The sequence below is a fragment of the Mycobacterium sp. 3-98 genome (assembly GCF_035918355.1).
Taxonomy (GTDB): domain Bacteria; phylum Actinomycetota; class Actinomycetes; order Mycobacteriales; family Mycobacteriaceae; genus Mycobacterium; species Mycobacterium intracellulare.
On the sequence record NZ_CP142360.1, the window covers coordinates 4,407,232 to 4,420,226 of the forward strand.

The following is a 12,995-nucleotide window of genomic DNA, read 5'->3' on the forward strand; positions in this document are numbered from 1 at the left end:
GCCGAGCGCTAGGAAGCCTTCTGCGCGACCGGCGCGTAGGCCGGCTTGCCCAGGCCCAGCACGTACTGCGCGATCATGTTGCGGAACACCTCGAGGGTGCCGCCGTAGATCCCGACCAGCGGCGCGAACCTGAACACGTACTCCGCGGCGCCGTCGTCGGCCGCGCCGTCGGTGCCGATCGGCAGCGCGGACGCCGTGCCGAGGATGTCCATCAGGTCCGGGGAGATGTCACGCATCGTCTGCGCGAGGGCGACACGGCCGAAAATGCTGGGCGCACTGAGCGCCGCTTCCATGCGCGCCGCGCTGCGCCCCAACCGGTACGCCACCGCCGCATCGTCAATGAGCCTGCGCCCGTTCGGATCCCGCTCTGACACCTTACCCGCGGCCTTGTCCAGCGCGTCGGCCATGAACCCGGCCTGATGCATCATGATCGACACGTCCTGTAGCCCGTCGGGGGCGGCCGCCACCGCGCCGTGCTCGACGTTGAGCGGCTCGCGCAGCACCGTCCAGCCCGCGTTCACGTCGCCCAGCCGGTACTTGTCGTCGACGCGCACGTCGCTGTAGTAGACGATGTTGGTGCGATCGCCATCGACGGTGCGGATGCCCTGGATCTCGATGCCCGGGGAGTCCAGCGGGACCAGGAACATGGTCAGGCTCTTGTGCTTGGGGGCAGTCGGGTCCGTGTTGGTGATGAGGAAAACGTACCGGCAGTTGTGGGCACCGGTGGTAAACATCTTGGAGCCATTGATAATCCAGCCGTTCCCGTCCCGCACCGCGCGGGTCTTACAGGTGGCGATGTCGGATCCGCCCTCGGGTTCGGTGTAGCCCAGGCACAGCCGAACGTGCCCGCTGAAGACGCCCGGCAGCACCTCGTCCCGCAATTCGCTCGACCCGAACCGCGCGACCGAACGCGCCACCATGGCGGTGGTGCCCCAGGTCACCCAGGGCACGTGGGCGCGCCGCTTCTCGAGTTCCCAGATGCGGCGATGCACGCGGCTGAAGCCGCCTTCGGCTTCCGGCTTCCATTCGCGTTCCAGGTATCCGGCGGCGCCCAGCGCCAGGTGCACCCCTTCGTCGAAGTTGTCGCCGGTCTCGCGGTCCCGGCGCTTGACGTCCTCGGTCACATGGGTGCGCAGGAATTCGCGTGCTTCGTCGAGGAAACGCCGATCGTCGTCGGACAGCGTGACACGTGAGAAATCCACTATGCGCCCTTCCTCGAGTTGCCTTCGCGCGCCGCGACGAGTTCGCCGATGTACTTCGCGCTGGCCCCGGGATCCCCGCCGGCCAGTGCCCAGCCGCGGGCACGCACAAGATAGGCCGTCGCGGCCGCCTCCGCCGAAACACCAAGACCGCCTTGCACATGCACCGCCATGGTCGCGGCCTTGGGCGCCTCTTCCGCCATGAACACGAACGCCGAGGGCGCCAACTCGGGGCGTTCGTCGGGCTCGTTGTCGAGGAACCAGGCCGCGCGCCGCGCCAGATTGCGGCCGCCCTGCACGGTGATGGCGATGTTGGCCAGTGGATGGGAGATGCCCTGCAGCGTCGAGATCGGCACGCCCAGCGTGTAGCGGGTCTTGGCGAACTCGGCGGCGATGGTCATGGTCTCTTCCACCAAGCCCACCAACGCGGCCGCCGACAGCACCCGCCACTCATCCAGCGCGCGTTGATATTCCGCCGCCGCCCCAGGGCCGCTGGCCAGGACGGTTCGGGTGTCGGCGGTGGCCGGATCCACCCAGGCCATCGGCAGCCGACCGATGTTGTCCACCTTCGCCGGGCGGGTGCCGAAGCTCAGCGCGACGACGTCCTCGCCGTCGCGCACGACGATCTGGTCGGCGATCGACCCGGTGGGCAGCAGCCGCGCCCCGGAGGCGCTGTCGTGCTGGGGATCGAACGCGGCCAGTCGCGTGCCCTGGACCACATCGGGTTCCGCCGCGCCGAGTCGGGCCAGCAGGCGCGCGGCGCAGACCTGGTCGATCCACGGCACCGGCGCCAGCGACCGGCCGATCTCCTCGGCCACGAGCGTCAGGTCGACGAGCGTCGCGCCGTCTCCGCCCGCGGATTCCGGCACGGCCATCGTGGTTGCGCCCATGGCGCACAACCGCTCCCAGAGGTTCTTGTCGAAGCCGGTCTCCTCCGCGGCGCGCACGGTCTCGATCGGGCAATGCGTCTTGAAGAAATCGCGGTACGCGGCCTGCAACGCCTCATGATCCGACGTCAGGCTGTAGTCGAGCCTACGTAGTTCGTAACGGTCCATACTCAGCGTTCCTCCTGGCCACTGAAGAAGAATTCCTGGGCGTTGTTGTAGAGATAGTTTTCGAGGACGTCGGCGGGCAAGTCCAACGCGGCGGCCTCGGGCACGACGCGGTGCATTTTCAGGACGGGCCAGTCGGAACCGAAGATCACCTTGCCCTTACCGCGCGTCCGCATGTAGTGCAGCAGGCTCTCCGGTAACCGTTTCGGCGACCACGCCGACGTCATCAGGCGCAGGTTGGCGTACTTGATCAGCAGCCTGATCGCGATGTCCCACCAGGGATCCGCGCCGTGGATCATGCACAGTTTCAGTTCCGGGAACCGCACGCACACCCGGTCGAGGTGGATCGGATTTTGCACCTCCCCGGGGATGGGCGGCCCGGGGATGCCGGTGTTGATGCACAGCGGAAGCTCGAGCTCGGCGCATTTGGTGTAGAGCGGGTAGTAGACGGCGTCGCTGGGCGGGTACTGGCCGTCCCCCCAAAAACTCGGCCCCACAGCCGCATACGCCACGGGCAGGTCGTTGACGACGGCAGTAAGCTCCCGCAGGGAGGGCATCGGCCGCAGCAGGTTCACCCCGCCCATGGCCAGGGCGAACCGCTCGGGCTTGTCCTCGACGAATTTGCGCGCCGTCACCGACGGCTTGGCGAGGTTGTCCATCAGGATGGCCTTGCGCACGCCGTGCGCGTCCATTTCGTCGAGCAACTCGGTCAGCTCGACGGGCGCGAACATGGACTCCGGCCCCTTGAAGTAGTCGTCACGCACCTTGAGCATCCAGGTCGGTTGCTTCTCGGTCTCGCCGAAGTGCACGTTGACCAGGCAATCGATTGCTTTCATGTGGACATCGGCGCCTTTGCTGTTGCGTGACGTTTCGCCCAACGGTAATCGGCCTTGCCGTTGCCCAAGCGTTGGACGTGCTCGACGAACAGGAATTCCTTGGGCGCCTTGAACCGTGCCAGTTGCGTGGTGCACAGCGTGTGCAGCTCGTCTGCCGTCGCGGCGGCGTCTGCCCGGAGTTCGACGAGGGCGACGAGTTCTTCTCCCCAGCGCTCGCTGGGGCGCCCGACCACCAGCGCGTCGGCGATCGCCGGGTGGGCGCGCAGCACCTCTTCGACTTCCTCGACGAAGACCTTCTCGCCGCCGGTGTTGACCACCAGCGAGTCCCGGCCGAACAGCCGCAGGGTGCCGTCGGGCTCCAGCGCGGCGCGGTCGCCCGATATCACCACCCGCTTGCCGTCGATCTCGGGAAAGGTCTTGCGGGTTGCGTCGGGATCGTTGAAGTACCCCAACGGGATTCGTCCCTCCCTGGCGACCCAGCCCACCTCGGCCTCGCCTGGACGGAGAAAGCGGGTGTAGTCCTCGGAGAGGACCAGTCCACCCTCCCGCAGGGTGAACGTGTCGGTTTGCGTGTCGCGCCGGCTGTGGCCGAATCCCATGTTCCCGGTCTCCGACGAGCCGTACCCGTTGATCACCGTGACCTGGGGAATCAACTCCACCAGGGCGCGTTGGTATTTCGGGTTCGTCGCGGCGCCGCCGGTGCCGATCGCGTACAGCGACGACAGGTCATAGGAGCCGCGGCGCAGTTCGGTCACCAGCGGCGCCGCGTAGGCGTCGCCGACCATGGTCATCAAGCCGACCTTCTCGCGCTGCGCCGTTTCGAGAACCGTTCGGGGGTCGAGCTTTTTGCCGGTGTCGTACATCACCACGGGCGTGCCGGCCATGATCGCCGAGAACGCCGTCCACATGCCGGCGGCGTGCATCAGCGGCGACACCGCGAACCACGGCGCCCCGGCCGCCCCGCGCACCTTGTCGTGAATCTCCTCAGCGCAGGCGTGGTCTGCCCCCACCATCGACGACACATAGATGTCCGACTGCCGCCACAGCACACCCTTGGGCCGGCCGGTCGTGCCGCCGGTGCAGATCATCAGCAGGTCGTCCGGCGACCCGACGACGCGCTGGTCGGTATCCCCTTGCGCCAGGGCGTCTTCCAGCGACACCGCACCCGGTAGGTGTGGGGCCTCGCTGCCGTCGTCGACCGCGATCAGCAAGTCCGCGCCCTCGCGGGCGAGGACGTCGGCGAACTGGGCGCCCAGCGCGCGGTGGTAGATGACTGCCCGGGGCTGCACGTAATCGAGAAGTTCACCGACCTCGCGCGGGGTGTAGTAGTAGTTGATGTTCACCGGGACGGTCCGGGCCTTGAGGCACCCGATGACCATGTCGGGGTACAGATCGTTGTGCATCACCAGCGCGACCCGGTCCTGCCCGCATTCCCAGTTCTGCAGTTCCGCCCGCTCCCGGTGCGCGCCGAATCCCTTGCTCGCCAGGAAGTTCGCCAGCCGGCGGGTGCGGTCCGCCGACTCGGCGAAGGTGCTGCGACGGTCGCCGCACACCGTCATCGTCCGGTCGCCAATGACGTCGGCGATCTCGTCGAGCACCGCCCCGATGGTCCATTCGCTCACGGAAGTAACCGCGCCCCGGTGATCAAGCAGCCGAACCGACTTGGACGCCTAGGAGGTCTAGGGCGTTGTCTCGCATGATCTTTCGAACATCGGACTCGCTGAAGCCCTTCAGCTCCTCGGCGAACGACACCGGCGATGCGAGTCCTTCCCCGTGCGGCCAGTCGGAACCGAACAGGATCTTGTCGACGCCGATGACCTCGGCCAGCTCCGGCAGATCGTCCTCGTAGTAGGGGGCGATCCACACGTTGTTGCGCAGCTGCTCCACCGGGTCCTCGGGGAAATACTGCGGCTGGGTATTGGCCGCCTTCTTGAGGCGCTTGATCAGCCGATGCACGAAGTAGGACCCGTTTTCGATGCTGACCGCCTTGAGTTTCGGGTGACGGGTGAACACGCCGTGCACGATCATCGAGGCCATGGTGTCGTGAATGGCCCGGTCGTCCAGCAGCACCTGATCCAGCGGATCCTTCGCGCCAAAGCCCTCGAAGGTCGATTTCCCGCCCCACAGCGCGGCGATCGCCAGGTAACCGCTGTCGGAGAGGTGGAATCCCACCGGCACTCCCGCTTCGGCCAGCCGGGCCCACACCGGATCGTGGCTGGGATCGCCCAGCGACCGCGGCTTGACCAGCCCGGGCACCGGCGCGGGCCGCACCAGGACCAGCTTGGCGCCGCGCGCCAACACGAACTCGACCTCTTCGACGGCTTTGACCGGATCGGCCAGCGAGATGATCGGGGCGGAGATGATGCGATGGTCCGGACGGTCGAAGCCCCAGTCCTCGTCGAGCCACAGGTTGAATGCGTGCACCGAGGCCATCGTCGCCTCGATGTCGTGTTTGAGCGCCTCTTCAACCCCGCACGCGAACGTCGGCAGCATGAACACCGTCTCGATGTCCTGGGTGTCCATCACCGCGATCCGGGCGTCGCGGTTCTGGTACTCCGGGTGCTCGGCGAGCCGCTCGACCTTCATCAACGAGGCCGGGTCGACGCCTTCCGGGATCTCGCCGCGGAACAACAGGTCGAGGCAACCCGGCACGATGATCGGGTCGAAGGTGACGTTCGGGATGAAGTGGTTGATGCGGTCGCCCATCAAGGCCCAGCTGCGTTTGCCGTCGCTGACGATCTGGACACCGCGCCGTTTGAACCGCTTGTCCAAATGGCGGGTAAACGAATCCAACGGTTCGTAGTAGTGATTGTCGACGTCGATCGCTCGATAGTTCAGGGTGGTCATGATGTTCCTTTCCGGCTGGTTAGGTGGCCAATGGCGGGAACCGCGGTGGCCGCTTCTCCAGGAAGCTGGTGATGCCTTCGACAACGTCGGGCCGCAGCAGCGACTCGTGCATGAGTGATTCGGCACGGGCGCTGACATCGGCGACATCGCGCAGCGCGTCCCCGTAGGCCTGCCGCTTGATGACCGCCAGCGACGCCGGTGAACAATTGCGCGCGATGTCGTCGGCGTATGCCAGGGCGTGCGACATCAGTTGTTCGGGCGCGACGACGTCCTTGACCAGTCCGAGTTCCGCGGCCTCCTCGGCGAAGAACGTGCGCCCGCTCAACAGCAAGTCCATCGCCGCGCCCCAGCCGGCGAGCCGCGGCAGGATCCAGGAGATGCCGTACTCGGCGATCAAGCCCCGCCGAGTGAACGCGGTGGCGAATTTGGCTCCGGCGGCCGCGAACCGGACGTCACACATCAGGGCGTGCGTCAGGCCGATCCCGACGCAGGCGCCGTTGACCGCGGCGATGATCGGCTTGCGCAGCTCGGTGAGGAAATGCGGGTGGCGGTCGCCGACCAGCTTGGTGACGTCGGTGTCGCCGTCGCCGAGTTTTTCGTCGATGGATCCCGCGCCACCCAGGTCCGCGCCCGCGCAGAATCCCTTGCCGGCACCGGTCAACACGATCACCCGCACCGCGGGGTCGGCTTCGGCGCGGTCGATGCTTGCGTAGAAGCCCCTCGAGATGTCGGGGCCCCAGGCGTTGAGGCGCTCGGGACGGTTGAAGGTCACGACCGCAACACCGGTTTCGGTGGTTTCATACAGCACCGCCTCATCGGTGACCACACGGTCGGCGGCGCCCATACGACCGTCCCCTCATAGCTGACCAACTGGCGAGTTTGTACCCATACTGTATACCTATCGGTACCGCATTCCACAACTGCGCCCACACCCCCGTGAACGGCGACTAAACAGCGTTTTTGGGCGTCCGCTTGGCGCCGTGATCACCCCCTAGGCCGAGGGGCGGCGACGGGATGTGGCGATCGACACGCTGACCCATGTTTGCGTCGACCCCGGGATCGGGAACGCGTAGAGGAGCCGATCATCACATGGGGGAAGGAGAGGCAATGGTTGACACCAAGAGCGGACCGGTCGAACTCGTCCGGGGCATCGTGGAAGACGTCCTCGGGAGGACCAAGCAGGTCATCGGCATCATCATCGGCCACAACGACCTGATCGAAGAGGGCAAGGCCCAACAGGACAAGGCGGATGCGCAGCGCAGCGCCGGGAAAAAGGAAGCCGCGGCCGAGAAGGCCCGCGGCAAGGCCAAGGCGTACGAGCAGCGTGAGCGGGCCGAACAGCAGTAAACGGTCGGACTGAGCGAGCGGGCCCGGTTCCTAACCGGGCTCGCTTCGCGTGGTAATCCCTTCTACTGCAACACCGATTGGATCAAACCCAGGCGCTGGTAGGCGTGCTCGATCTGGGCCTTCGCCTCCGCGGGTAATTCGGCCTGCGGCGGGCGGGAATGTGGATACGCGCCGATGGGCAACCCCAGCAGCGACGCGGCGTACTTGAACGCGCCGCCCCAGTGGGTGAAGTAGTCCGCGCGCCCCGGATAGCACGTCCACCACGATCCGACGTCGAGGTCGAACTGATCCAACCCGGATTCGCGGGCGTAGTCCATGGCCTCGACGAGCTTGTCGCTCTGCACCAAATCCCAATACTCGGAGAACAATCGCCGCTCGGGCGTCTCGAAGAGGTAGCCCGAGGTACCCAGCTGCGCCGGGCACACGATCCCGTCGCGCAGCCACCCCGCCCGGTACACCGTTTTGTCGCATTCCCACACGGCCAGACCGGGCGCCAGCTGATGAAGCATGCGGCTGGCCGCCGGCCGGAAGGCGCCCTCCTTGGTGGCGCACACCGCGGGCACCTCGTGGTAGATGCGTGCGCTCTCGGCCGGCGTCAACACGTAGCCCGAGGACGGCGAATTGAACATGCCCAGAGCGATATTCGTGCGCGCAGCCACGTATTGGAAAAAGCGGAGCACGCCTTCGCCGCCGTGGGCCTCCATCATCGGCGTCTGGATGTAGACGATGTCGGCGCCCGCTTCCTGGGCGTGCAGGGTCAGATCCAAACAGTCCTTCGCCGCCATCGCCGCCGTGCAGGCCTGCACCACCACACTGGGATTGATGCTGCGCGCCTCCTCTACCGCAACCTCCAGCAGGCGTTTCCGCTCGTCGAGGGTCAGCGACCAGAATTCGGCAATGCCGCTGGTGCACCACAACATCGGGTGCCCGAGATCACCGACGCAGTAGCGCACCAGTGTCCGGTAGGCGTCCCAGTCGATGTCGTCGCCGTCGGTCCCGCAGAACGGGGTGTAGAGGGAGTCACCGATCCCCCGCAATGCGTCGGGCGCCCACGCGCGTGCCTCTGCTGCCGTAGCCACAGTCGACTCCTTCTGTCTGCCAATCGATTTCTTCGACCCACGGTCAGGGAAGTCAGGTGAAGTCCGAACCGCCGTCGACGTTGATGTTGGCTCCGGTCATGTAGGAGTTGCGGCACGAGGCGAGAAACGCTGCGACCGGGCCGATTTCCTCGGGGAGGCCCGCCCGTGGCATGTGCGCGGGATGACCGAAATGCTTGCCGATGGCCTCCATCAGGGCATAGGGATCATGGCCGTCGACGCCGACCGAATTCGCCCAGCCGACCAGTGATTCCGATGCGATGCTGCCCGGCGATACCACGTTGACCAAGATCTCGTCCTTGGCCAGCAGCAGGGACAGGTTCTTCGATACGCTCGTCAGCATCGATTTCGCCGCCGTGTACGCGGGCAGCATGACACTTTGTCGCTGAGTCGAGTGCGCCGAGAAGTTCACGATCCGCGCCCACTGCGCCTTACGCAGCAGCGGTAGCGCCGCCCGCACACAGCGCACCACGCCCAGCACCCCGTCTTCAACCGACTGACGCCATTGGTCGTCGGTCAAATCCTCGAAGGTACCCGCGGCGCCCGGCCCCACCGTGATGACCAGAGCGTTGAGTTCGCCGCCCCAGCGCTGGGAAAGCTCACCGAAAGCCGTGCCGACGGCGGCGTCGTCGCCGATATCGGCGACGAGCCCGAGGGCGTCCGGGCTACCCCGTTGCGTGAGATCGGTCACCGCGGAATCCAGCGCGTCACGGCTGCGCCCGACGACCGCTACCCGGGCCCCCTCGTCGGCAAGGCAGCGCGCGGTGGCCAAACCCATGCCGCGGCTACCGCCGACCACCACCGCGGCGGCGTTTGCCAGCCCTAGATCCATTGCTTGACCCGCAGCTCTAACCTGGCCATTTTCGCCTGTCCAGCCGATTTACCAAAAAGCCTACGATAGGTATTACAGTAGCAGAGGGAAATTACGACACGAAAGCGTATACGCAGGTCAGTACCGAAGAGCCGGTAAATTCGATTTTACCGGCAACACGGCCGGCAGACCTCATGCACGAAACAGATTTTGATGGAGGTGCCCGTAGTGGCAAAACAGGCAACCGCCGATAAGCGTCAGCGACGCGAACGCGGGTCCATCAATCCCGACGACATCATCAGCGGCGCATTCGAACTCGCCGAGGAGGTGTCGATCGACAACCTGAGCATGCCGCTGCTCGGCAAACATCTCGGCGTGGGTGTGACGAGCATCTACTGGTACTTCCGCAAGAAGGACGACCTGCTCAACGCGATGACTGACCGCGCCCTGAGCAAGTACGTGTTCGCCACTCCCTATGTCGAAGCCAGCGACTGGCGGGAAACCCTGCGCAACCACGCGCGCTTGATGCGTAAGACGTTCATGGGCAACCCAATTCTGTGCGACCTGATTCTGATTCGCGCGGCACTGTCTCCGAAAGCGGCACGGATGGGCGCACAGGAGATGGAAAAGGCAGTTTCCAATCTGGTCGAGGCCGGCTTGTCGCCGGAGGACGCGTTCGACACCTATTCGGCGGTTTCGGTTCACGTCCGCGGATCAGTGGTGCTGCAACGGCTGTACGAAAAAAACCAGTCGTCGGATATCGGACCCCGCGCCATCGAGGACGCCGTTGCCATCGACCCCGAAAAGACCCCGCTCCTTTCCCAAGTCACCCGAATCGGGCACCGCATCGGCGCCCCGGACGAGACCAATTTCGAGTACGGCCTCACCTGCATCCTCGATCACGCCAGCAGGCTGATCGACGAGAGCAACGCAGCCAAAGGCAAGGCGGGGGCGAGCCGCCAGCGCAAGTCGTCGACCGCGCGAGGTCGGTCCAAGGCGCCGGCGAATCGCTGACCTAACCGAAACCGCTTGTCACGCCTCGGGTTCGGGCACGTGGAAGTGCTCGTCGCGTAGCCGGAAGGCCTCCCTGGCGCCGTGCTGGGCGCGGGTCTTGACGAAGTTGAATTCGCCCGGCCCGAATTGCAGGTTGGTGCCGAAGGCGTGGAACAGGTAGCTGGCGACCTCCTCACCCTGATACGCCTGGCTCTGCTCGACAAGCCGGAACGCCTCCTTGGCGATGACGACCCCGTCGGCCGGCATCTTCGCCGCCTTCTCGGCCCAGTAGCGCGCCCGGGCGGTCACCGCGCCGGGATCGCAGGTGTCCGTGAAGATTCCGAGATGTTCGATCGCGCCCGCCTCGATGATGTCACCGGTCAACAGCAGGCGTCGCGCCAGCACCGGGCCGAGCCGGTGGAAGAACATGTGCAAGCTGCCCAGCGCGGGGCCCAGGAAGCGGGTTGCCGGCATGCCGATCTTGGTGTCCCGCGCGATGACGGAGATATCGGTCATCAGGGCCATCTCGAAGCCGCCACCCAGCGCGTAGCCGGCGATCTCCCCCACCGTGACCTTGGGAAAACCCATGAAATTGTGATAGAAGCCAAAAGACTTGCGGTCCACGGCAAGTCGTCGACGCTGACTCGGGCGACGCTTGGCTGCCGCATCGTCGGACGCCTTGACCTTGTCGCCGTACCACCCGTACGCATTGTTCATGTCGGCCCCGGTGGAGAAGACTCCCTCGGCTCCGCGCAACAACACCACCGTGAGGTCGTCGTCATCGGCCACCCGGTCCAGGCAACGGGCGACGGCCTCGCGCATGCTGGCGTCATAGGAGTTCCGCTGTTGGGGATTGTTCAGCGTGACCGTCGCGATGCGCCGGTCGTGATCGATGTCGAAGAGCACGCGATCGTCAGAGGTGCTCGAAGCGGTCATTTGTCGGACTCCTTTCGGCGCCTGCCGAACCGCGATCCGGCAAGCTTCTCGGGCCGTGACGCCAACGTGTTGACCTCGCCCGTACACAGCACTTCGTCGTCGAGCCACAGTCGCGCGGTCGACGTGATACCCCGTTCGCCTTCCGAGCGCGCGATGTCGAATCGCAGCTCCGTCAACACCGGTGTCGGTCTGCGGAACGTCACGGCCAAGGACCGGGTTTTGCCGGAAAGGCCGGTGACGCAATTGTGGTGCTGGATCACGCAGTCGAAGAAGACGCCCAGGAATCCGCCGTGCACCAGTCCCGGTGGCCCTTCGTAGATCACCGGGAATTCGACTCCTCCCGTTGCCTTCTCGGCATCGAATTCGGTGAACTGGTACTCGGGGAAACACGGGTTGTAGGCGCCGATGTCGGTGGCGTGATTGAGGTAGACGCGCCGGGGATCGTCGGGCAGTTCGCCGATGCGCGGTGCGTTGTCCGCCGGCGCGGCGGCCGACAACTCGCGCTCCCACTCGGTGAACTTCTCCAACATGGCATCCACCGCCGGGTGCGGATGTTCCAGCGACACCAGCAGCGAGCTCAGGCGGCGCATGGCGGCGGCGGCGGCCACGGTCTGGTCAAGCGGCGCCTCGCCGAATCTGGCGTTGTCGTCGGCGCGACCATCGGCGCCACTCCTCCTCATCGCTTACGCTCTGCATCGTCGTCGGCGCGACCATCGGCGCCACTCCTCCTCATCGCTTACGCTCTGCATCGTCGTCGGCGCGACCATCGGCGCCGCTCCTCCTCATCGCTTACGCTCTGCATCGTCGTCGGCGCGACCATCGGCGCCACTCCTCCTCATCGCTTACGCTCTGCATCGTCGTCGGCGCGGGCCATGATTCTCTCTTTCACCTGGGTAGTTTCGCAGGCAGCGTATCCTTGCTAACTTATACAGCGTATCAATCGTATTGCCTACTGTATGGGTAACCGTATCGGCGGAGAAAGGCCGGATCGACGGTGAGTCAAGGGGCCGGCTCGGCCGGAGCCGAGGGGTCGGTAACAGTGCACCGAGACGGTGCGGTGTTACGGGTGACGCTTGATCGCCCATCCCGGCGTAACTCGTTGACGCAGTTGATGATCGGAACTCTGGTCGAGTCGCTGACAGCTGCCGCGTCCGACGATTCGCTGCGCGCCGTACACCTCCACGGGGCCGGAGACGATTTCTGCGCCGGCTCCGACTGGGTGGCCGCCAACGATCCCGGCGGCCAACGTCCCCGCACCGGTGATCTGGTGCGCCGGGTTCCCCATGCCGCTCACCGCGTGATCGAACTCGTCGCAGGCATTCAGCTGCCGGTGGTGTGCAGCGTGCGCGGATGGGCCGTGGGATTCGGTTGCAATCTCGCCTTGGCCGCTGACTTCACCGTGGCCGCCGACGACGCGGTGTTCTGGGAGCCGTTCCTCGACCGCGGCTTCAGCCCAGACTCGGGGTCCACCTGGCTGGTGCCGCGGCTCGTCGGCCTGGCGCGGGCCCGGCGGATGCTGCTGCTCGGTGAGAAGGTGAGCGGGGACGACGCGGCCGACTGGGGGCTCATTCACCAGTCGGTGAGCGGCCCCGACCTCGACCGCGCCGCCGAGGAGCTGGTTGCCCGGCTGGCCTCCGGTCCGACGGCGGCGATCGGGCTGGCCAAGCAGGCCATGAACTTCGGACAGCATGCGACGCTGGGCCAGTCGCTGAACCAGGAGTTGTTCAATCTGGAGTTATCTTGCCGGACAGGCGATTTCAAAGAGGGCTTGGAGGCCTTCCGGCAGCGGCGGGATCCGGACTTTCGTGGACGCTAGCTCTCGGGCGTCGAGCGCGGGACCTACGCACGGGAACTGCCTCGAATACGTCCATACGCCC

13 protein-coding genes are annotated in these 12,995 nt (G+C 65.9%); 3 read left to right on the plus strand and 10 right to left on the minus strand.

The window, feature by feature from the left end:
* Window positions 1-8: 8 nt before the first annotated feature.
* From QGN30_RS20615 to QGN30_RS20640, 6 genes are read right to left on the minus strand one after another with little or no spacing between them, the layout of a single operon-like run.
* Window positions 9-1,202, minus strand: a complete 1,194-nt coding sequence (locus QGN30_RS20615; RefSeq protein ID WP_014379618.1) for an acyl-CoA dehydrogenase family protein — start codon at window positions 1,200-1,202, stop codon at window positions 9-11.
* Complete coding sequence (locus tag QGN30_RS20620) at window positions 1,202-2,254, minus strand: acyl-CoA dehydrogenase family protein (RefSeq protein WP_009957710.1); 1,053 nt, start codon at window positions 2,252-2,254, stop codon at window positions 1,202-1,204. The genes QGN30_RS20615 and QGN30_RS20620 overlap by 1 nt, the downstream gene beginning before the upstream one ends.
* Before the next feature lie 2 nt (window positions 2,255-2,256).
* Complete coding sequence (locus QGN30_RS20625; protein WP_008254960.1) at window positions 2,257-3,087, minus strand: amidohydrolase family protein; 831 nt, start codon at window positions 3,085-3,087, stop codon at window positions 2,257-2,259.
* The gene (locus tag QGN30_RS20630) at window positions 3,084-4,709 is read right to left on the minus strand and encodes an acyl-CoA synthetase (RefSeq protein WP_038535599.1); all 1,626 of its coding nucleotides are present in this window, start codon (window positions 4,707-4,709) and stop codon (window positions 3,084-3,086) included. Before QGN30_RS20630 ends, QGN30_RS20625 begins: the two co-directional genes overlap by 4 nt.
* Before the next feature lie 22 nt (window positions 4,710-4,731).
* Entirely contained in the window at window positions 4,732-5,934 is a 1,203-nt protein-coding gene (locus tag QGN30_RS20635) for an amidohydrolase family protein (protein ID WP_008254956.1), read from the minus strand.
* 19 nt (window positions 5,935-5,953) lie between these two features.
* Window positions 5,954-6,778 (minus strand): enoyl-CoA hydratase, encoded by an 825-nt coding sequence (locus QGN30_RS20640; protein ID WP_014382119.1) that lies wholly within the window; start codon window positions 6,776-6,778, stop codon window positions 5,954-5,956.
* 263 nt (window positions 6,779-7,041) lie between these two features.
* Here QGN30_RS20640 and mbp1 point away from each other — a divergent pair, with 263 nt between their 5' ends.
* Window positions 7,042-7,281, plus strand: coding sequence for a microaggregate-binding protein 1 (mbp1, locus tag QGN30_RS20645; RefSeq protein WP_014382118.1), 240 nt, complete (start codon window positions 7,042-7,044; stop codon window positions 7,279-7,281).
* A 62-nt stretch (window positions 7,282-7,343) separates the two neighbouring features.
* Here mbp1 and QGN30_RS20650 read toward each other — a convergent pair whose 3' ends face one another.
* Both QGN30_RS20650 and QGN30_RS20655 read right to left on the minus strand, forming a co-directional pair.
* Entirely contained in the window at window positions 7,344-8,360 is a 1,017-nt protein-coding gene (locus tag QGN30_RS20650) for a dihydrodipicolinate synthase family protein (RefSeq protein WP_038535596.1), read from the minus strand.
* Between the two features lie 52 nt (window positions 8,361-8,412).
* Window positions 8,413-9,210 carry an SDR family NAD(P)-dependent oxidoreductase gene (locus tag QGN30_RS20655; protein WP_014382116.1) on the minus strand — a complete coding sequence of 266 codons (798 nt, stop codon included), beginning with the start codon at window positions 9,208-9,210 and terminating at the stop codon, window positions 8,413-8,415.
* A 192-nt stretch (window positions 9,211-9,402) separates the two neighbouring features.
* Here QGN30_RS20655 and QGN30_RS20660 point away from each other — a divergent pair, with 192 nt between their 5' ends.
* The gene (locus QGN30_RS20660) at window positions 9,403-10,203 is read left to right on the plus strand and encodes a TetR/AcrR family transcriptional regulator (RefSeq protein ID WP_014379615.1); all 801 of its coding nucleotides are present in this window, start codon (window positions 9,403-9,405) and stop codon (window positions 10,201-10,203) included.
* A gap of 18 nt (window positions 10,204-10,221) precedes the next feature.
* Here QGN30_RS20660 and QGN30_RS20665 read toward each other — a convergent pair whose 3' ends face one another.
* Both QGN30_RS20665 and QGN30_RS20670 read right to left on the minus strand, forming a co-directional pair.
* Window positions 10,222-11,118, minus strand: a complete 897-nt coding sequence (locus QGN30_RS20665) for an enoyl-CoA hydratase/isomerase family protein (protein WP_020188779.1) — start codon at window positions 11,116-11,118, stop codon at window positions 10,222-10,224.
* Window positions 11,115-11,798, minus strand: coding sequence for a hypothetical protein (locus QGN30_RS20670; protein ID WP_038535593.1), 684 nt, complete (start codon window positions 11,796-11,798; stop codon window positions 11,115-11,117). Before QGN30_RS20670 ends, QGN30_RS20665 begins: the two co-directional genes overlap by 4 nt.
* 314 nt (window positions 11,799-12,112) lie before the next feature.
* Between QGN30_RS20670 and QGN30_RS20675 the strand changes: the two genes are divergently transcribed.
* Window positions 12,113-12,934: an enoyl-CoA hydratase/isomerase family protein gene (locus tag QGN30_RS20675; protein ID WP_038535591.1), complete on the plus strand. Its 822-nt coding sequence runs from the start codon at window positions 12,113-12,115 to the stop codon at window positions 12,932-12,934.
* The last annotated feature ends 61 nt before the right edge of the window (window positions 12,935-12,995 follow it).